Source organism: Levilactobacillus parabrevis ATCC 53295 (assembly GCF_001434055.1).
GTDB classification, from domain to species: Bacteria; Bacillota; Bacilli; order Lactobacillales; family Lactobacillaceae; genus Levilactobacillus; species Levilactobacillus parabrevis.
The window spans coordinates 1-21,263 of sequence record NZ_AZCZ01000041.1 but is presented as its reverse complement, the minus strand read 5'-3'; the positions used below and the strand labels follow the sequence as shown (position 1 = coordinate 21,263).

At 46.7% G+C, this 21,263-nt stretch carries 12 protein-coding genes; 11 read left to right on the top strand and 1 reads right to left on the bottom strand.

Annotated features, from left to right (window positions below):
* The 6 genes from FD07_RS12455 to FD07_RS12830 all read left to right on the top strand — a co-directional run.
* On the top strand, window positions 1-810 hold an 810-nt coding region (locus FD07_RS12455; RefSeq protein WP_162254228.1), incomplete at its 5' end, for a hypothetical protein.
* Window positions 811-954: 144 nt separating this feature from the next.
* A complete protein-coding gene (locus tag FD07_RS10225) occupies window positions 955-3,402 on the top strand; it encodes an L-type lectin family protein (protein WP_020090204.1) in 2,448 nt (815 codons plus the stop codon).
* A gap of 400 nt (window positions 3,403-3,802) precedes the next feature.
* The gene (locus tag FD07_RS10220) at window positions 3,803-6,148 is read left to right on the top strand and encodes a hypothetical protein (RefSeq protein WP_020090205.1); all 2,346 of its coding nucleotides are present in this window, start codon (window positions 3,803-3,805) and stop codon (window positions 6,146-6,148) included.
* A 446-nt stretch (window positions 6,149-6,594) separates the two neighbouring features.
* The gene (locus tag FD07_RS10215) at window positions 6,595-8,946 is read left to right on the top strand and encodes a hypothetical protein (RefSeq protein ID WP_020090206.1); all 2,352 of its coding nucleotides are present in this window, start codon (window positions 6,595-6,597) and stop codon (window positions 8,944-8,946) included.
* A 635-nt stretch (window positions 8,947-9,581) separates the two neighbouring features.
* Window positions 9,582-11,969 (top strand): L-type lectin family protein, encoded by a 2,388-nt coding sequence (locus FD07_RS10210; protein ID WP_020090207.1) that lies wholly within the window; start codon window positions 9,582-9,584, stop codon window positions 11,967-11,969.
* A 1,291-nt stretch (window positions 11,970-13,260) separates the two neighbouring features.
* The gene (locus FD07_RS12830; RefSeq protein WP_155823088.1) at window positions 13,261-14,757 is read left to right on the top strand and encodes a hypothetical protein; all 1,497 of its coding nucleotides are present in this window, start codon (window positions 13,261-13,263) and stop codon (window positions 14,755-14,757) included.
* Window positions 14,758-14,869: 112 nt separating this feature from the next.
* Here FD07_RS12830 and FD07_RS10200 read toward each other — a convergent pair whose 3' ends face one another.
* The gene (locus FD07_RS10200; protein ID WP_020090209.1) at window positions 14,870-15,328 is read right to left on the bottom strand and encodes a low molecular weight protein-tyrosine-phosphatase; all 459 of its coding nucleotides are present in this window, start codon (window positions 15,326-15,328) and stop codon (window positions 14,870-14,872) included.
* Between the two features lie 104 nt (window positions 15,329-15,432).
* Here FD07_RS10200 and FD07_RS10195 point away from each other — a divergent pair, with 104 nt between their 5' ends.
* The 5 genes from FD07_RS10195 to FD07_RS10175 all read left to right on the top strand — a co-directional run bounded on the left by FD07_RS10195 (window position 15,433) and on the right by FD07_RS10175 (window position 21,158).
* Window positions 15,433-16,011, top strand: coding sequence for a LemA family protein (locus tag FD07_RS10195; RefSeq protein WP_020090210.1), 579 nt, complete (start codon window positions 15,433-15,435; stop codon window positions 16,009-16,011).
* 8 nt (window positions 16,012-16,019) lie between these two features.
* Window positions 16,020-16,913, top strand: a complete 894-nt coding sequence (gene htpX / locus FD07_RS10190; RefSeq protein ID WP_020090211.1) for a zinc metalloprotease HtpX — start codon at window positions 16,020-16,022, stop codon at window positions 16,911-16,913.
* A gap of 73 nt (window positions 16,914-16,986) precedes the next feature.
* Window positions 16,987-17,772, top strand: coding sequence for a hypothetical protein (locus tag FD07_RS10185; protein WP_020090212.1), 786 nt, complete (start codon window positions 16,987-16,989; stop codon window positions 17,770-17,772).
* A gap of 216 nt (window positions 17,773-17,988) precedes the next feature.
* Window positions 17,989-19,374, top strand: a complete 1,386-nt coding sequence (locus FD07_RS10180) for a UDP-N-acetylmuramoyl-tripeptide--D-alanyl-D-alanine ligase (protein WP_020090213.1) — start codon at window positions 17,989-17,991, stop codon at window positions 19,372-19,374.
* Between the two features lie 194 nt (window positions 19,375-19,568).
* On the top strand, window positions 19,569-21,158 hold the full coding sequence (locus FD07_RS10175) for a DEAD/DEAH box helicase (protein WP_020090214.1): 1,590 nt from the start codon (window positions 19,569-19,571) through the stop codon (window positions 21,156-21,158).
* Window positions 21,159-21,263 lie beyond the last annotated feature (105 nt).

Genomic DNA, 21,263 nt, shown 5'->3' with positions numbered 1-21,263 from the left:
GTCTCAGGAATCAGCTTACATCCAACTGCAACGCCAGACTTTTCAATCACACATACGGACATGCCAGTGATCAAACTTACTATGAATCAGAGTCAAGTATATGTGAATCCGGGTCAGGATGCTGTAGTAACTGGTAAAGTTACTTCGTTGGACGGGTCCACTTTAACTAACAGTAACGTGGTTTTGAATCCGTACTGGGCTGAAGAAGGGGCAACCTCCTCACATTTGATGTCACCAGTTACATTGAGTGATGATAATCCAGCTAAGGGGTTCTCGTTTACCTTTCCGTCAAATAGTTTAGGTATAGGGACTTACACGCTATTCATGTTTGCCTCGAGTTCTAAAAATCTTACGGAAGTAATTCCAATTACAATAGTGGTTGGCAATGTAAAATTTGGCAGTAATTCAGGTAATCTCACCTATTCATCTGCGATAAGTGGCTCAAAACAGATTATAGAGCGTGCAGATCCTAATTGGAGTTTCAATATCAACGATACTGTGGCTAAAGGAACCGAATGGACGTTGTCTGCTACGGCTTCTGCACTGACGTCAGATACGGATGGTAGTACGTTAGATGGTCAACTAGTTTATAGTAGTGATGGGAAAAACATCCAACCTTTATCGCCTACAGTTGGCACAACTATTACAGATCATAAGTCATCCGGAACAGGTACGCCGTTCAATATTGCAAGTGATTGGAATGACAATACGGGTATCTTGTTGCAGTTAAATGGTGGTGCCGTAGTGGGACATTATAGTGGTAGAGTTGACTGGACACTATCAAACACAGCGGATACACAGGGGAAATAGCACTTCAGAAGTCTAAATTTTACGAATACTTCATCAGTTGTACTGGTGGGGTATTTTATTGCCTAAAAATTAATACAGCGTGTTAACTAGTCTAAATTTTAATTTAACTACGTCGGTGCTATACTGTAGTTGATGGAGTTAATAGTGTCAGCAAAGAATCTAGTCACGTTTACTGGCCAGATTCTTTGCCGTGAGAATGGACGAATCACCTGGTCCACGATGGCCGGGTTCGGTGAGCAGTCCAAGCCGATTGCTCACGAAATTCAAAAGGGAAGCATAGCAATGAAGCTACGGAACAAAATCTTGTTAGGTGTCATGACAGCTGTGACGTTAGGCCTGTGGCAGGGGACAACGTCAGCCGCCGCATATTCAACGAACCCTAGTGATGTGATGCAGACGGCACCACAGGGACTTAAAATTGATGGCAAGGGATACTTTGAGGTGCCTGCCATATTAGGCGCTGATAACGTGACAAATATGGCAAAGATTCTGCCAGATTCCGGTCGTTCGTCACTAGCCCCTATGGACGGCGTCGAGCTTTCCTCGTATGGGGTCCATGATACTGGGGGTGCCGTGTGGTCGCATGACAAGTCGTTTGACATGTATCAGAATCAACGAGCCTCTATGTGGATTTACGTGAGTGGGGTCACGGGTGAACAAGTCGGCGACGGTATGGCCTTTGTCTTGCAGAATGATATGCGAAACAATGAGGGGAATCGGGCTTTCTCCGGGGCTGGCGAGTCGCTAGGTGTCTGGGGTGTTGATCCCAAGTCATCGACGAATAATGCAATTGCTGGTACCGCAATTCAGAATAGTTGGGCGTTAGAGTTCGACACGCGGTTGAATCAGACTGTGCCCACTTCCGGATGGAATATAAAGGATGCGGTTCCCAGTGATTTCGATAATGGCAAAGGCGTTGGGTATAGCGGCACTGATGGTGCGACACCTAGTGAGGAGATTACCAGTCAACACTTAGCATCGGGCTATCCCGCTCAGAATAATACCTACACTGGAATTGGTCAGACGGCAACGTTTCCGGAACTTTCATTGTTACCGCGAACGGGTTACTACTATACACAGAAGCACCTGGGGCTGATTCGAGATTCTGCTGGTGATGACATTATTAGTGATGCTGCTTGGCATCACGTGGTCATTGACTACAAAGCGCCCGCAGCGGGGAGTACCGATGGCCAGATGACCTACACCTATGACGATGAGGACCCGAAGACAGGGGGACCTGATCGCGATGTAGAGTCAGTGACGGAAGATATCGACTTAAACAATCTAAATGTCAGTGAGAATGATCCTGATGTTTATTGGGGCTTTACCGGTTCCACAGGTGACACGCCTGATGGTGATCTTGCCGGTGGAGGAACCGAAACCAGTCTGGTCGTCTTCGAACAGGTGCCAACGCAGGTCGAAGCCAAGTCAGACGTGGCGATGACTGACATGACACAGAACAAGGCTATTACCACGGGTTCTTCGTTTGTTAAGGGAAATGATCGGGTACAGCTGAAATATAATCTTAGTGATCAGAGTAACAATCGTGATTGGAAAGACGTTAACGCCAAACTGAAAGTGCCCGCCGGAGTTACGCTCAGTGGCGGAAACTATCAAACTGGCGATAGTGGTGCTATCCATAGCTTCAGTACGACGCCGGCTAGTGATGGTTACATTGATGTTAGCCTAGGTGACTTGTCCGCAACTACTGGTGGGACCGCTACTGTAACATTGAACGGTACGGTAGATAACACTGCCGGTTCACGGGCTGTGGCGATGAGTAAATTTATCGGGAGTAATGCGATTACTACGGCCGCAACGCCAAGCTTTAACGTGACGAAATCCGCACTGACACTCAGTCTCGACGCCAATAGTCAGACACAGTCGATCAATGCGGGTGCAACGAGCGGTGCCAAAGTAACCGGAACGATTGGCTTGCCCGCCACGGATACCGCCAATGCTGACGTCACACTGCACGCCACTTGGGATGGTAACGACTACGAGTTGCCCGATGCTGAGGCGCATCCAACTGGCAGCGGGACAACGCGAACGTTTAGCCTCACCGTTCCCGGAAACAAGCTGACGACGACACCGAATCCGCATCAACTCGCGCTTTACGCCACGGATGGTACGGAGAATTCTGCGACGGCTACGGCGACTGTGACGATTGGCCAAATCAAACTGGGGGATACGTCGTCCCAATTAACCTTCACGCCAACTTTTCTCACGGGGAGCGATCAGACTGTCAAGCGGGACAGCGACTGGAGCTTAGATGTGGACGACACCCTGACTAAGGGCAGCACCTGGACGCTGAGCGCACAGACAGCCGGACTCTACCGTGATGATGTGGATGCTCCCGGCAACAAGTTGAGTGGCGCACTAGTCTATAAGAGCACGCCTACCGCCAAACCACAGACGCTGGGCACCACGCCGGTCGCCGTTGATACCGGTCGCTCGGACGGGGCTGCCGAAACGACTGATGTGGCGAGCGACTGGAGCGGCGATACCGGGCTATTATTAGATGTCGATGGTGGCGCTACCCAGGGAACCTATAGCGGTGAGATCCTGTGGACGCTGACATCTGCACCATAGACCATACGCCTGATAATCATGACTGAAATGAGTTAACCACCTACAGAAATGTGGGTGGTTTTTTATTTATGAGCTTGAAGGATAATTTTGGTTGTGGAAACGCTTTCCTGTATGATATTATTGTCGTAATGAAACTAGTAACCCATAAAAATGATGCTCTGATAAATATATTTTACGTTTATCGCTTTTAGAACAGCAAGTTTAATATATTTACCATGATGCTTATGTCACATTGCAGTAATGATTAGCTCAGTGACTAGTGAGATTGATCGTTGCGGGGAGCGACTGGCAATCGGGTTACGCTAACGGATGAGCGCCATACCATGCGGCGTGGTACTGAAATTGAGAGTTGAGGCACTGGTAGATTCAGCTTGCTTTCGAATCGTAGGGGGATAATGACATGAGAAGCACTAAGTATTTGGGACTGATCGTTGGCATGGTCGTGGCTGCCACAATTGGATTATTTCAAATGCCGATAGCGCAGGCAGGACCAATCGACGATGTCCCACAAGGAATTCCAGTTGAAGGACAGCCGTATTTTAACCTGCCCTCAACGCTAGGGAATACTGGAATGACAAATTCTGCAAAATTAGTCAACGTCTCTGATAGCGCTAATCGATTGCCGATGGATGCTGTTCAGCTCACAGAGCAAGGGACACATGGCGCAGGTGGGGCGATTTGGTCGCAGGAACCTTCTTTTGACTTGAGTAAGAATCAGAAGTTTTCTATGTGGATTTACAGCAGTGCCGATATCAATACGAGCCCGGGCGAAGGGATGGCTTTTGTTCTGCACAATAACAGCAAAGGCAATCAATTTTCAGGTACCGGTGAAGCATTGGGGGTCTGGGGCGCTGACCCCAAGTCAACCCAGGGTGGGACCGATGTGATTGCTGGTCAGGCGATTCCTAATAGTTGGGCGATGGAATTTGATACGGAGCTGAATAAGGTGGACCCGACAGTAAGATGGAATGCAGGAGGGCTGATTGCTTCGCTAACAACCTGGGACTTGACTGCTAACCAGCCATCAGCCTTTGATTTAGGCCAGGGAATTGGTTATAACAATTCAGAAGGAACGACGACTAGCCAAGACATTATCAGGGAACATATTGCATCTGGATATCCGGCAGATCGAGCAACCTATGTAGCCAAAACTGCTAATGGTAAAATGGGCAACGGGCTCTTCGTGTCGGCCAAAAAATATTATTATTATAATCAGGACCATTATGGACTGATTACCGATGGGAATGGCACACTCCTATCTGACAGAGCTTGGCACCATGTGACTTTGAATTACACAGCGCCCAGTGCGGGAAGCACGGTTGGGACGATGGAGTATCGCTTTAACGACAAGAACCCAACGACAGGGGCTAAGCAGTCATCTAATGCGTATACGATTACAAACTTGGATATCTCTAAATTAGGGTTAACCGGATCAAGTAGTAAGGTCTACTGGGGAGTAACTGGCTCGACCGGTCAGACCTGGTCGAGTGATTCTGTGGATAAAGACGATGGTACTCAGAATAGTTTGGTTGCTTTCGAGCATGTTCCGGGACAGGCTAACGGATCGGCAACGGCCAAGCTGACGGATGTCACGGATAATCGTGTAGTGGCATCTGGTGATACGATTAAGGGTGGCGATGCAGTCAAGCTAGAGTACACCGTTAATTACGATTCTGGTAATACAGACTGGACAAATGTCATGGCGCAGCTGCATGTGCCCAAGGGAATTCGGCTAACTTCAGGGAAGGTGACGGCAGCGGATGGTAGTACCAGTCGGAGTATTGATATGAGCAAGCTGAAAGGAGCAGCCATTACCGGACAAAGTATTGAAGAAAGCGTGGGCACACTGAGTTCAGGTAATCAGACTGCGACGATTACATTAACCGGTAAAATGTTAAACGATAAGGCTTATTCCGTTTCCGATACAACGAGTAACTTCGTCGGCAGCGGGACCATGGCGAGTGCCAGTGTTAGCCGTTTCTCCAGTGTGACGCAGGACTTGCCAGCGCTTTCCTTGATTCCAGATCAGAAAACGATTCACGTGAATAATGGTGAAACGCCAGTGGTGACTGGGCGAGTCGAAAAGGGAGACGGGTTGCCGATAGACAACAACACTATTGAGCTTACTGGCTGGTTAGCGAATAATGAGACTGGTGTTAATTCTAAAATTGATGGGATTCATCTGAGTGATTCGAATCCAGCTTCTAACTTTAAGTATGTAGCGATACCAACAATTGGGACGCTGGCGTCTGGTACCTATAAGATGACGCTTGAGGCTGTGGACAACGTTGGTAATTTGGATCGGGTTTATCTGACCGTCATTATCGGGGATGTTGACTTTGGTAGCACCTCTGGGGATCTCAACTACGAGGCTGATCTCACCGGTTCAGATCAGATTGTCCGTCGCTCTGATCCCAACTGGTCATTTAACATTGCCGATACTGCCAAGAAGGGAACGCCATGGCAGCTATATGCCAAGGCGACGGCGCTGACTTCAGAAACGACACCTAGTCTGTTGGATGGTGAATTGATCTATAGTGACGGGCAGAGTAACCAGCCACTATCAGCCACTGCCGATACGCTGATTACCGATCACAGATCGGATGGGTCCGCGACCCCGTTTAACATTGCTGGAGACTGGAATGACAACTCGGGAATTCTTCTCAGAGTGCATGGTGGTGCGCTTCAAGGAGAATATAAGGGCACGGTGACCTGGACGTTGGCGGATACGATAGATGCTAACTAAAATTGTGGGAATAAGTACGTGAAGTTAAATGTGAGGGTCGTCTTCAGAGATGAGGACGGCCTTTTAATTTGTTTAAGGTCTTTCAAATTAGGGGGTTAAAAGGCCTCGAAAAGTGATAGTAAGTTTGGTTAACAACGCAACCTAAATTTTATGGTCAAATTACCCCGTTTCTGGGGCCTGTAGAATTATTTCGCTATAACGAGATCACTTATCATCGTATAATTAACTTAGATATTGAGCCCAGAACCAGTCAATGAACCAATCTAATTACACTTAAAATTATCATCTGAGAATAATACTTAAGAGGAGGCCAGAGTGGTCTTATTTGGGCAGAGCCGTTTTGCGGACGGAAATTTTTCCGGTTTAGCTGTAAACATAGCGTTAAAAGTTGAGGAATAAGTTTACGTAGTCATGTCCAACTGAATTGGGCAACGGGGGGCTATCACATGCGATTTGGAAAAGAATTTATGACATTATTAGGAGCGGTGGCTATTGCCGGGCTGGGGCTGTTTGTGGCTCCGGAGACGGCACAGGCTTTAGATTCGCCGGAAGATGCGATGGGCAGCGCACCACAAGGGGTTAAAATTAAGGGCAATCCTTATTTCAATATGCCAGACAATTTGGGAACTACTACCCTTGGAAACAGCGCCAAGCTTTTGGAGCAAGCTCAAACTACCAATAGATTACCGATGGATGGTATTGAGATTAGTAGTTACGGCGGGAAAAATACAGGTGGTGCAATTTGGTCGAATAATCGGTCGTTTGATCTGTATAAGAATCAGCGCTTGTCGATGTGGATCTACATGAGTGCTGATAACTCCACTTGGACCAAGCCAGGTGAGGGTATGGCCTTCGTTTTGCAGAATGATAGCAATAATGAATTCTCTGGTATAGGTGAAGCATTGGGCGTTTGGGGTGTTGATCCACAATCCAAGGATGGGAGTGCATTGACGATTGCAAGTAAGGCAATTCCCAATAGTTGGGCTGTAGAATTTGATACACATATGAATAATACAGATCCATCGGACTCATCATCGAATTGGATTATGGGAAAGCAGGCGCCAAGTGCTTTTGACTTAGGCGATGGCTTTGGTTACGCAAATATGTCTGACAACACGGAAGTCTCACGAACTTATGATGGCGAACATATTGCGTCTGGTTATCCTGGCGATCAAGGGACGTATTCAGATTTTAAAACTTTTGGAACAATACAGACTGGATTATTACCATCAATTGGTGATTACCACTATTATAAGCAAGTCCATCGTGGTTTAATTACCGATACGAGCAGACTTTTGACTGATCGTGCTTGGCATCACGTAACGCTTGACTATACGAAACCCGCAGCTGGTAGCACGATTGGGACGATGCAGTATTATTTAGATGACAAGAGTACCAGTACAGGGGCCCCAGTGACAGTGGACAATAAAAAGACGAAAGCTTATATTGACACGAAGAAATTGAGTGCTGATAGTACTAACAGTAAGGTCTTCTGGGGAATTACAGGATCAACAGGAGCTTCAACTGACAGTGATTTTCCTAAAAATGATACCCAAAATAGTTTAGTTGTTTTTGAACATGTTCCTGGTCTGATTGACTCGAGTGCCAGTGCAAGCGTCATTGATGAAGCGACAAATAGTGAGGTTGGCACAGCTGGTATTAGCGGCAATAGTAAGGTGAAAGTTCAATATAAAGTCAATTATGATTCTGGTTCGGATTCATGGGACAGTATCATGGCAAACTTGCGTATCCCGAAAGGCATTCAAATAACGTCCGGAACGATTCAAAAGGCTAATGACGCGGTGGCATCGAATGTTGATGTTAGCGGGCTTTCTGGTAAGGCAACTGATGGACAAAGTCTGAACGTCAATGTAGGCTCATTAACGGCTGCGAATAAGTCGGCAACCATCACATTGGAGGGGAAAACCCTTAACAATCAGTCCTATACAACTGGCGATGTAACGTCTAACTTTGTTGGGACGGGTGAAATGACTAGTGCAACTATTAAGAGCTTTAAGATTACACAACAGCCATTGATGCTGAACTTGGATAAGACTAGTATCAATGTTAACCAAGGCAATGATCTTGATATTACGGGGAAAGTAGTCAAGGCTGATAACACTGTCTTGGCGAATTCCAAAGCGACATTGTATCCGACGCTTTATGATGCTCAAAATAAAGAGACACAGTTACCAGCAGTGACGCCGAGTGATCGCGATGCCAATGACCCTACCAAGGGATTTACTTATCATCTGGCATCGAGTAGTCTACCTGCAGGGAAGTACAGATTAAGTATTATCGCATCTGACGGTAGCGGAAATTATACGAATCCACAAGAGGTAAGTATTGTTATTGGTAATGTTGACTTTGGTAGTTCCTCCGGTGATTTGAACTACGATGCAACCATTAGTGGTGCTGGTCAATTGGTCAGTCGCTCTGACCCAAACTGGGCGTTTAACATTAACGATACGGTGACGAGCGGAACCAAGTGGAAACTGTGTGCCGAAGCCACGCCGCTAACGATGCAGCCTACCACAGGGGCGAATACTCCGGAAACGAATGAAACCGGAACGCCACTGGATGGCCGACTGGTTTACAGTGATAAGACCGGTATCCATCCGTTAACGGCAGATGCACAGACACCGATTATCGATTATGCTTCAGATGGCTCCAATACGCCTGTTAATATTGCTAGTGATTGGAACGACAATTCAGGAATCTTGTTGCAACTGGATGGCGGTGCGGTCCAGGGTAATTACCAAGGAACGGTAACCTGGATACTGTCGAATGCAGAGTAAAGTGAAAGTTGAATAGCAAGTAATAGAGATGCAGCCGCTGGTTGCATCTTTTTTTGCCTTGTTGGTTAGACGAGATAGCATTAAGCAAATTATACGAAGCGTCATAATTTTTCGATATTATCTGGTAAGGTGCTATGTTCAAGAAGATGTTACACCTTTTTTAAAGTGTAGAAATCCTATGTATTTAAATTGAGTGGTACAGGTTGTCTCAGTCTAGTTGATGTGTGGGTGATAACTAGTGTATAGGTGTTGCCGGCGAAGAAAGATGAATTAGATCAGGCCCTGGTATAGCTGAGATCCTGGCGAAATGGTTCTTTTAAGAACGCATTAATCAGATAACTTATATTATTTTAGTTGTGTTTCGCCCCTAAACAGAATATAATGAATTTTGTTAATAGGAGAATCAATATAGGGGAGTCGGGTTCTTGGGGAAGAACGCGACTCGCGTTGATTCTACGAGTATTCAATCGGTTGCGCGCTCTTGACCGTCGGGGATTGAAAGTTAACTTAATTTAGGTCGAAACTGCTGATGTGGATAAGACATTGACAAGCAATGCAGCGTGATTGAATGGAGAGAAAGTTCGCCATTACTGACTAATGATGGCGAGCTTTTCGTTTCAGAAGGAGCGGGTATTTTGAAGATTAAATCAATTTTATTGAGTATTATGGCCATCGGGTTAGGGATTATGATTTGGGGATGGGGAACGGTTGCGCAGGCAGAAAGTCTTTCGGTGCCGAAGTCAACAGCGCCGCAAGGTTTAACGATTGACAGTTACTTTGAAACAACTCAGGTGTTTGACAATAGTGCCAAACCTGTCGATACAAATAAAGGTAAAAACCAAGCAGTATTACTTACAGATGGAACAAAGGAACTAGGAACAATTTGGACCAGTAACGCTGCTAAAATGAACATGGCAGAAGACCAAAAGGCCTCGATGTGGATGTATTTTGGGGATGGGTATAATGCTGGTGACGGGATGGCTTTTGTCATTCAAAATGGTGATGTTGATGCAGCTGCTATTGATAACAGTGATCCAGCCAATCCGATTGCGGCTAGAGGGGAAACTCTGGGTGTCTGGGGGCATGACACCAACAACCAGGCGACAACGCCTCAACAAGTGGCAGATACTGCCATTCCTAAGAGTTGGGCACTTGAATTTGATACCTTTAATAATAGATTGCCAACTGGAAGTCAAGCGCCAACAAGTGATCAGGCATGGGATAGTGATTATTTCTCAAAGCCTACTTCAGCCGCTAATCAGTTTGACGAGGATACGCCGGGTGGTTACGCACACATTGCTTCAAATTATCCAGGAGAAGCTTCTACGTATAATATTATGACGAAAAATCTGAGTTGGACTTCTGGTGGCTTTTTAGGACTCGGCGGAACGACTACTACGAAGAGCTACAATTACGCGACAATGAATCATTTGGGGATAATTAGTAACAATTTCTCGTTATTGCGAAACGACAATGGTGCCTGGAAACATTTAACCTTAAATTGGAAGGCGCCGGCGGCTGGTTTAACAACCGGAACGATGACCTATACCTTTAATGATAAGGATCCAAAGATTGGGGCCAAGTTAACATCAGGCGTCTCATCGAGATCAGTGCCGATTAATTTGACAAAATTAGGATTGTCAGCTGATGATGCACGTGTACGTTGGGGGTTCACCGGATCAACAGGGGATAGTTTTGAGAATAACCTGGTTGTCTTCGAAGAAGTTCCTGGTTTAGTGGATGCAGATGTGACAGCTAATTTAGTGGATAACTCGCAAGCAAATATGACTATCGACGATGCCAGCGACAAGGTCTATACCGGGGATCAAATGACCCTAAAGTATCATCTGAATTATAAAGGTGGTCGAGACTCTTGGCAGTCAATTAAGAATAAGTTGAATTTGCCGGCTGACATTGCTTACGATTCGGCAAAAGTCACGTACGATGATGGTAAGTTTGCGGATGGTAAGACTTCCGAAACAATTCCGGTTGACTCCAATGATACGACTGGACAATCTGTCAGTGAGACGCTAGCGCGGAATCTTTCCAAGAATACGTCTGCTGGTGAAACAGATGGAGCAACGATTACGTTAACGGGGAAAGTTAGTAGTAAGACGGCCACAGCCGGCACACCGGATAAAGTGGCAAGTAAGACTAGTAGCTTTGAAGGCTCTAATGCCATTACGCAGGCTACGGTGAGCGGCTTTCAAGTTTTGCCAGGTGGCGATGGTACCAGCGTCATGACGATGGCATTAACTGGGCCAGAGAAGAATATTGTAGCTAATTCAAACAATCAAAAAGGATCGGAGACACAGACCTCTGCGACCGATGTGACGGTTTCTGGTAAGATTACGTACAAGAAAGTCGATGGGACGCCGGTTACGGGTAAGACTTTAACTTTGCAGCCACGACTTAATGGGAACAGTCTTCAGACAAAGACGGTCACGGACAGTGATGGCGATGGCATTTATGACTTTTCATATATGATTCCATCTACGTCATTGATTGCGGGTAGCACTGGTAACGTGCTAGATCTGTTTGCAACGGATACGTCAACTCATTTGAGCGCAGCCAATAATTTGGAATACACGGTGACATTGAAGGATGGAACCAAGAGCATCTCAGCGAATACGCTATCGTCCTTTAATGCGGATAATCCACAAAAGATGACGGGGGCGGCTATGCGGCTTACACCGGATAGCAACTGGTCGGTTAAGGTCTATGATTCCATAGGTACTGGTGATCAGTGGACATTGCAAGCCGAAGCGGAACCGCTCAAGACGAGATTGTCGGTACCGTTGGATGGTGATCTGAAGTATCTTGATGGAAGTGGCAATGAGAACAGTCTCACCCAGGGAGTTGTGAATATTGCAAGTCACACGACGACTTCTGATGATGATGTCGTCGATGTTGCCAAGTCCTGGGACCAGAAACATGGCATTGTACTCGATGTAAACGGGGGCGCGGTTCAGGGAAACTATTCGACTCAGATTCAATGGACATTTTATAATGGGCCAAAATAAAGATGATTTCAAGTCAGTCGAAACTCGGCTGGCTTTTTTTGTGTTTCAGCAAGTGTACCAGAAATAGCTGTGATTAGATACCTTTATCTGCTAAAGACGAGATACGAATATGTTGAATAATCTTTTATAAATATTATTATAACGGTGTTTTGTAGATTTTAATGTGGTTTATGTGCTATACTTCTTTAAAATAGTGCTGGGTGTTATTATTAAATATGTACTACTATAAATTTTGTTATGAAACAGCTACCAAAGCTTTGACTGAATAGAGTGTCGACATCGATTAACTTGACTAGCGAAAATGTCGTGTAAGTACTAATTTAGATTGATATCATAATTGAGAATATTCGGAGGACAGCTATCTTAAAGGGTTATAGGGGCATTGTTCGTAACACAAGGAGTGAGAATTTTGGGGATTAAATCAATAATTTTGGGAATCATGGCGATTGGGCTAGGTTTCATGCTTCACGGAAATTATACGGTGGCACAAGCTTGGAGTGAGGAGAATATAGGTGATGTTCTTGCGGATGCGCCCAAAGGAATCCCAATTGATAAATATTTTCAAATTGGCAAGATAAATAATAATGCAGCTACTAAGACAACAGTTGGGCAAGCAATCCAGCTAACTAGTGCACCTCAACAATTGGGAACTATTTGGACGGGTGACAAGGCGAAGATGAATCTTAGTGAAAATGAAACGGCTTCAATGTGGTTATATTTTGGTAGTGGAAATGATGATGCCGGGGATGGTATGGCGTTTGTAATGCAAAATGACTTGCGGGGCATTTCTGCGACAGCAATTGATGTGAAAGGAAACCCAGCTACTGGTGAGACACTGGGGGTTTGGGGAATGGATCAGAGAAATAATTTTAGGCTTAAACCAACGTTATCTGCTGTAGCAAAGAGTGCGATTCAAAATAGTTGGGCATTAGAATTTGATACATATGGTAGAAATCGTGATAACAACCTGGACTTTTTGAAAAGTCATATTCCATCTCAATTCGACTTAGGGAATCCCAATGGATATCCACATATTGCCTCTAATTATCCTGGAGATGATAAAACTTATCAAATAGGTGAGAATGATGAAGAAACAGAAACAACGTATATTCCACCTTCGATTTTTCCACCATCATTTGGCTACTCTGAAACACACATAGTTCCAAACTATTTTGTCAAAATGCAGCATAATGGATTGTTGTATAAGAGAAATAATTTTTTAGCTAATGGCTACTGGCACCATTTAACCTTAAAATGGCAGGCACCATCGGCTGGGTCGTCTCTTGGGGAAATGACATATTACTTTGATGATAAAGATCCACAAACTGGGATGAAATTGGACAATCCGGCAGTGCAGTCTGTTCAGGTTGATATCAGTAAGTTCCATCTGGGTGCGGATAAAAAGATTCGTTGGGGATTTACCGGTTCGACCGGAACACGTTATGAAAATAACTTGGTCGTCTTTGAAAAAGTCCCAGGACTAGTCGATGTGGACGCTAAAGCCCAACTAGTCGATAAGTCCCAAGCAAACAAAGTTATCGATGATCCTAAAGCTAGAGTCTATACGGGAGATCGAATGGTTCTGAAGTATCATCTGAACTACAAGAGTGGTCGTGATTCCTGGCAAAAGATTCAAAGTAAGCTACATTTGCCAGCGGGGATTGCTTTTGACTCGGCAACGGTTGCATACGATGATGGCAAACCCGCTGATGATAAGGGGACAGAAACCTTCAGCATTAATCCCGATGATATCAGTGGCCAGTCAGTCAGCGGGACCTTGGCGCGATCTTTATCCAAGAACGCGGCTATTGGTGAAACGGCAGGGGCCACAATCACCTTTACGGGTCACGCAACTAGTAAGACAGCAACGGCAAGCTCGCCGGAAGAAATTGCGGGTCAGACCAGTAGCTTCGAAGGCACCAATGCCATCACGCAAGCAACGACAAGTGCCTTCCAGCTGGTCGCAGGGGAAGACGATACCAGCGTGATGACCATGGCGCTAACGGGTGATCATGTGTTGCCAGACTCCGATAATCGTCGTGGTAGTGAGTCACTGGATTCGGCGGCAGATGTCACGGTTAGTGGCCGCATTGACTATCGCAAAAAGAGTGATGGCACGGCCATTACGGGGAAGACGCTGACTTTGCAACCTCGGTTCAACGGGGAGAGCCTGCAGACTAAGGTAATTACGGATACCGATAAACGTGGCGTATATGACTTTACATACACCATACCAGCTGGCAATCTACTGGGTGGCGGTCATGATAATATTTTAGAATTGTTTGCGGCGGATACGTCTGCTCATCTTAGTGCCACTAATAGTTTGCGATACATCGTGACGCTACGAGGGGGAACTCGGACCATGTCGGTCAGTTCATTTGCTACCTTTAACAAGGATAATCCCCAGCACATGACGGGACGGCGAATGCGGCTGAAACCGGACAGCAACTGGTCGGTTACGGTCCATGACTCAGTTGGTAAGAACGACGCCTGGACATTGCAGGCCAGTGCATCTCCGTTAACCTCACGCCTACGTGACGGCCTATTGGCTGGTGACTTGAAGTATGTCGATGGGGAGGGAAATGAGAACAGTTTGACCCACGGGGTCGTTAATCTAGAACGCCATGTCACAGCTTCTGATGATGAGGATTTTGACATTACCAAGTTGTGGCGAGACAAGCCGAATCGAGGTATTTTCTTGGATATTGACGGTGGTGCGGCACAGGGACAATACATGAGCCAGGTCAGTTGGACGCTGATTCAAGACCCAATTACGCAGGAGTCATGAGACCAGGTGGCTAGCTAGTCTCTGTTTGAACACTGTAAAAAGTCTACAAATCAAAAAAGCAATGCCCGTCTTCACCAACGCTAGCTGGTTCAAAACGGGCATTACTTTTCGTTTACGCGAGTTCGTCCAGCCAAGCTGGTAGGGCGGTCGCAAGTTCTTGGTAGGTTAATTCAAATTTGTGCGTGTACCAGGGGTCGTCGATGGCTTCACCTTCGCGACCAGGGAGAATGTCGAGGCACAGCTTGACCTTGGCGGCATCTGCCGCGCTGGGGGCCATGCGTTGCAGGTTGGCCACGTTGGCGTGATCCATCGTGATGATGGTGTCGGCCCAATCAAAGTCTTCTGCTGTGATGGGCCGGGAACGATGTTGGCTCGCATCGAGACCGTGGGCCCGCATTGCCCTGAGAGCACCGGGATGGGGATGATTGCCCTCTTCCTCGGGACTGGTGGCAACAGAAGCCACCTCGAATTGGTTCGTCAGATGATGTTGATCGAGCAGATCGTTAAAGATAGCTTCAGCCATGGGGGAACGACAGATATTACCTAAGCAAACAAAGAGCACGTGTTGCATGGGAAACCTCCTAATTATTGGTAAAGCCAGGCATACTTACTGGAGTCTGGTTTTAGCCTTTGTTATGATGAGTGTACCAGAAATTTTGAGAAGGAGTGATAGATATGGCCTGGATTATTTTAATTATCGTGTTAGCTATTTTGGTTATTTGGTACGTGAGCGCCTACAACGGTCTGATTAAGACCCGGACGTACGTGCAGGAATCTTGGAGTCAGATTGATGTGCAATTGAAACGACGGAATGATTTGATTCCGAACTTGGTTTCTACGACCAAGGGTTATGCCAATTATGAGCAGGGAACGTTAAAAAAGGTGGTCGAGTTGCGGAACCAATTAACCGCGATTCCCGCCGATGATCACCAACAAACGATGGAAGTTTCCAATCAACTGTCTACCACATTGCGGTCACTGTTTGCCTTATCCGAAAACTATCCGGATTTGAAGGCCAACACGCAGTTCACCCAATTAATGGAAGAATTGACCAATACCGAAAACAAGATTGCTTACTCACGGCAACTGTATAACAGTTCTGTGGCTAAGCTGACGTTGATGATTCAATCGTTCCCAAGCAACATTGTCGCCAAAGTGCATCACTTCCAGACCAGCGAATACTTGCAAGTGCCTGAAGAAGAGAAGACGACTCCTAAGGTCAACTTTGACGACTTCAATCAATCCGATAAGTAGGCGATAACATGTTATATGACCAAATTGCCATGAATAAGCGGCGCACGGGCTATGTGATGTTTGGCTTTGGCCTCTTGGTTCTGTTGATTGGCGCCGCACTGGGGTACCTCTTCTGGAGTAACTGGCAGTCGGGCGCTGTGATTGCGGCGGTCGTGGCGGGGATCTATATGTTGATCATGATTAGCCAATCGACTAACGTGGTCATGAGCATGAACCACGCCCGTGAAATTACCGATGTGAGCCAGGCCCCAGAGCTGTGGCATCTGATTGAAGACATGGCGATGGTGGGAAAAGTTCCCATGCCCCGCGTCTTCATCATCGATGATCCCAGTCCTAATGCTTTTGCGACCGGGAATAGTCCCGAAAAGGCGGCTGTTGCCGTGACGACCGGGATCCTCCAGCGGTTGAATCGTGAAGAACTCGAAGGCGTTATTGGCCATGAAATTTCTCACGTCCGAAATTACGATATTCGTCTACAAACCATCGCGTTAGCGCTGTCCGCGGCAATCGGGATGCTAGTCAACTTTGCCAGCAACTGGTTGTGGTGGGGTGGCGGTCGTCGGCGTGACGATGACCGCGACTCCGGCGGTAACGTTATTGTTCTCGTGATTTCGATTGTCCTAGTCGTGCTGGCTCCACTTGCGGCCAGTATTGCACAAATGGCGTTGTCTCGAAACCGCGAATACCTGGCCGATGCTTCTAGCGTTGAGCTGACGCGTAATCCACAAGGCCTGATCAATGCGTTACGAAAGATTGACGACAGCGAACCGATGGAAGCTGCGGACCCCAACAGTTCCGCACTGTATATCGGCGATCCCTTAAAGAATAAGCACCGTTTGGGCGACCTTTTCGCGACCCATCCACCAATTGCTGATCGTATTGCACGCCTCGAAAAAATGTAAAAATAAAGGTGCAGTTTTTACGTGAGTTTCGTAGTACAATTAACAATGAGACTAGGGGAAAGAGTGTAAGGTTATGCGCGGAAATTTTGTGTATTTAAGTTTAGAACCCGTGACGAATATGATTTATTCGTTAGGGATATCACCGGCTGATTTTTTAAACGGGATTCCAGCGATTCCCAATCAGCTCCTTTTATTAAACGATGAATCTGGGAACGATGTGGAGATTAATCCTCACACGCGTCTACAGACCATCACGGGGCAGACACAGATTCGGCGCTACATGTTGGCGAAGCACGAGTACGCCGTGAAGTGGTTAGACTACGCGCACGGTGATGACTTAGACTTCTTGTTGCCGGGTGAGATTGCCGAGCTACTCTATCTGGCCCATATGGAAACCCATATTCGGACACCGTTCTACGCAAAATTACAGAACGACTACGCTTATTTAACGTTACGCGATGGTTTTTACAAGACGTACTACCGCAATTTATCGGATTTTGATCACGTGTTGGAGGTCAGCATCAAACGGCACTTACGAGCGATGCACAATAATCGTTGGGTCTTTGCCCGGCCACTGGCCATCAGTGATGTGCCTCATGAAATCCTGCTGCAACTCACGCAAGGACTGCTGGATGGTACGATTATTGCCTTTGATCAGTTGGTCGAACGACACCGTATCTATGTGATTCCGGTGCGGGCGATTACTCATCCAGAGCGGCAAAACACCTGGTATTCGCAAGAAGAGGTGTATGCCGATTCTCGTGAAGTGGCTAGTCTGCGCTATGATCTTGCTACGCGCGAATGGGCGTTGAGTATTCACGATAATCAGGTATTTAGTGATGTTAAAGACTTAATCTAAAGATGTAAGAACCACCGATGGCTTAGCGGCTATCGGTGGTTTTGTGATTTGAGGTTCACCAAATTCTGACGAGTTTTAAGTTAGTCCACTAGAATTCATGGTATAATGAGTCTCAGTATTTCATTTCGACGTTAACCGGGAAGCAGACTAACTTCCCAGAAACTAACTTAAAGCGGAAGGGCGTTACGCTCTGCCCGTTACATAGGAGCATAAAACATGAAGATGCAGCTTGCTGAAATTGCCCATGCAGTTGGGGCAATCAATGATTTTGAACAATGGCGGAGTGTCAGCGTCACCAGTGTGGCGTTTGATAGTCGGCACCTCCAACCCGGAGGCCTCTTTATTCCGCTGACGGGTGAACAGGACGGCCACCAGTTTATTCAGTCGGCCATCGATCATGGCGCTGCCGCAACGCTCTGGGCTAGAGACCTGGCAACGGCTCCCGCTGGTTTCCCCGTGATTCAGGTTGCCGATTCGTTGAAGGCACTTCAAGCTCTAGCACAGTACTATTTGACGAAGATTAATCCTCGGGTGGTTGCCATTACTGGGAGCAACGGGAAGACCACGACTAAGGATATGATTGCCAGTATTTTGGCGACCCAGTTCAACGTGACCAAGACCCATGCTAATTTCAATAACGAAATTGGCGTACCAATGACCGTCCTTTCCATGGAACCCAATACAGAAATGTTGGTCGTGGAAATGGGGATGGACCGGCCAGGACAACTCGACTTTCTGAGTAACTTGGTGGCGCCCGATGTTGCCGTCATCACCATGATTGGTGAGGCTCACATCGAGTTCTTTGGGACCCGGGATAAGATTGCTGATGCCAAGATGGAAATCACCCACGGCCTCAGTGAGGATGGAATCATCGTCTACAATGGTGACGAACCATTGCTGCGTGACCGGACAGCTGATTTGAATCTTCGTAAGCGGACCTTTGGGCAGAGCGAAACGACCGATCTCTTTGCGACTGACATTGAAGCAACGTCGACCGCTACCAGTTTTACGACTAACCTCTGGCCTGACAAACCCTTTACGATTCCAATGATTGGGACGTATAACGTGAATAACGCGTTGGCAGCCTTGTCAGTTGCCAATGTCTATCGGATTCGGCCAGAGAATGCCCAGAAGGCACTCGCAACGGTTAATTTGACTGAGAATCGGGCTGAATGGGTCAAGGGTGCCGCTGGTGAGGATATTCTCAGTGACGTTTACAACGCCAATCCCACAGCCGTGAAGCAGGTCTTAGCGGCCTTCTCGCAAACCCCAGTTGTCGGTAAGCGGTACGCGGTTCTAGGCGATATGCTGGAACTCGGTGTGCAAGCAGATAGCATGCACGCTGATATTGCCACCGCCATTGATCCTGATAAGCTCAGTCACGTCTATTTGGTGGGGTCCCACATGGTGGCGTTACAACAGCGTTTGGCACAAGAAATGCCGGACTTGCCCGTGACTCATTTTGCCGCAGATGCCTTGCCAGCGCTTACATCAACGCTTCAAGATACCTTGACGGCGAATGATCAGATTTTATTAAAAGGATCTCACGGGATCCATTTAGAGCAAGTATTAGCGGCGTTACAGGATTCTAAAGAAAAATAATAATTCATGTAAGCAGTTTCCACAAGTCGTGGGAGTTGCTTATTTTGTTTCACCGTTGTATGATGGCTTAGTTGCTTATTTAGAGAAACAAACTTACCCCGCCTTAGCCAATCATTAATCGCACCAAGGAAAACGGATTTTTTCCGAGATTTATGAGGCACTGAGGCGATGCACCTATTAGGAGGAAATTATTTTTGAAGTTTAAAGAACTGGGTCTTTCTGAAGACCTACTGAAGGCTGTTACGACAGCAGGTTACGAAGAAGCGACCCCAATTCAAGCCGAGACAATCCCCATGGTTTTGGCTGGTCAAGACGTTATTGGACAAGCCCAAACCGGGACAGGGAAGACTGCGGCATTCGCCTTACCAATTCTTGAAAAGATTGATAAGAAGAACGAAAACGTACAAGCGCTAGTTGTTTCCCCAACACGGGAACTGGCCATTCAAACCCAAGAAGAAATTTATAAATTAGGCCGTAACGAACGGGCAAACGTCCAAGTCGTTTACGGTGGTGCTGACATCCGTCGGCAAATCAAATCATTAAAGAACCATCCTCAAGTCGTTGTTGGGACGCCAGGTCGTTTACTTGACCACATCCGTCGTCACACCTTGAAGTTGGACCATGTTCAGATGTTAGTTCTGGATGAAGCCGATGAAATGTTAAACATGGGTTTCTTGGACGACATTGAAGACATCATCAAGCAATTGCCAGAGAAGCGTCAAACGATGCTTTTCTCTGCAACGATGCCACCAGAAATCAAGCGGGTTGGGGTGCAATTCATGCACGATCCTAAACACGTGAAGATTAAGGCGAAGGAATTAACGACCGACTTGATCGATCAATTCTACGTCCGTTCTCGTGACTTCGAGAAGTTTGACGTGATGACGCGTTTCTTCGACGTTCAAAATCCAGATTTGACTATCGTCTTTACTCGGACGAAGCGTCGGGTTGACGAACTTTCCAGTGGGTTACAAGCCCGTGGCTACAACGCCGCTGGGATTCATGGTGATTTGACGCAAAAGCGTCGGACGCAAATCATGAACGAGTTCCGTCATGGTAAGCTGGATATCTTGGTTGCGACTGATGTTGCTGCCCGTGGGATTGACATCAACGATGTGACCCACGTGTACAACTACGATATTCCACAAGATCCAGATAGTTACGTTCACCGTGTCGGCCGTACCGGTCGTGCCGGGAAGCATGGGGTTTCCATGACTTTCGTAACGCCTAACGAAATGGATTACCTGCGTGAAATCGAAAAGCTGACGAAGGTGCGTATGCTTCCATTGAAGCCACCTTCGGATGAAGAAGCACTTGTGAGCCAATTAGGTGCTGCTAAAGAAGCAGTTGCTGACTTGGTTAACAAGACGGATACTGAAAAGTTTGCTGAAGTGGCTAAAGGCCTCTTGGCAGAATATGATGCTGAAGACTTAGTTGCTGCGTTATTAAACGACATGACTAAGGATGATAGCAGTCAAGTACCCGTAAAGATTACGCCAGAACGGCCATTACCTAAGCGCGGTAGCAAGGGTCACGGTGGTTATCACCACGGTGGCGGTAACCGTCGCGGCGGCAATGGTGGCGGTGGCTATCGTCATCGTCAAGACCGACGTGGCAATGGTGGCGAACATCGTGGCGGTTCACGTGGTGGGCATGATTCACGCAATCATGACTCCCGTAACCATGATTCACGTAACCATGGTGGCGACCGTAATCGTCGCAGTAACAACAGTGGTCGGCGTTCTGAAGGTGGCCGTGGGTTCACCATTCGGAAAAAAGACTAAATTAAAGATAATTGATTAGAAGGAAGCAACGCTCGGTTAGGCAGACCGGGAGTTGCTTTTTCTTATGATCAGTATTTTTCAGGTTCTAAAATATCTGTTGTTGGT

Coding starts and splice junctions, on each gene's coding strand:
- FD07_RS10220 (WP_020090205.1), top strand. CDS start 3,803: ATGAGAAGCACTAAGTATTTGGGACTGATCGTTGGCATGGTCGTGGCT.
- FD07_RS10200 (WP_020090209.1), bottom strand. CDS start 15,328: ATGCAACACGTGCTCTTTGTTTGCTTAGGTAATATCTGTCGTTCCCCC.
- FD07_RS10215 (WP_020090206.1), top strand. CDS start 6,595: ATGCGATTTGGAAAAGAATTTATGACATTATTAGGAGCGGTGGCTATT.
- FD07_RS10185 (WP_020090212.1), top strand. CDS start 16,987: ATGCGCGGAAATTTTGTGTATTTAAGTTTAGAACCCGTGACGAATATG.
- htpX (WP_020090211.1), top strand. CDS start 16,020: ATGTTATATGACCAAATTGCCATGAATAAGCGGCGCACGGGCTATGTG.
- FD07_RS10180 (WP_020090213.1), top strand. CDS start 17,989: ATGAAGATGCAGCTTGCTGAAATTGCCCATGCAGTTGGGGCAATCAAT.
- FD07_RS12830 (WP_155823088.1), top strand. CDS start 13,261: ATGACATATTACTTTGATGATAAAGATCCACAAACTGGGATGAAATTG.
- FD07_RS10195 (WP_020090210.1), top strand. CDS start 15,433: ATGGCCTGGATTATTTTAATTATCGTGTTAGCTATTTTGGTTATTTGG.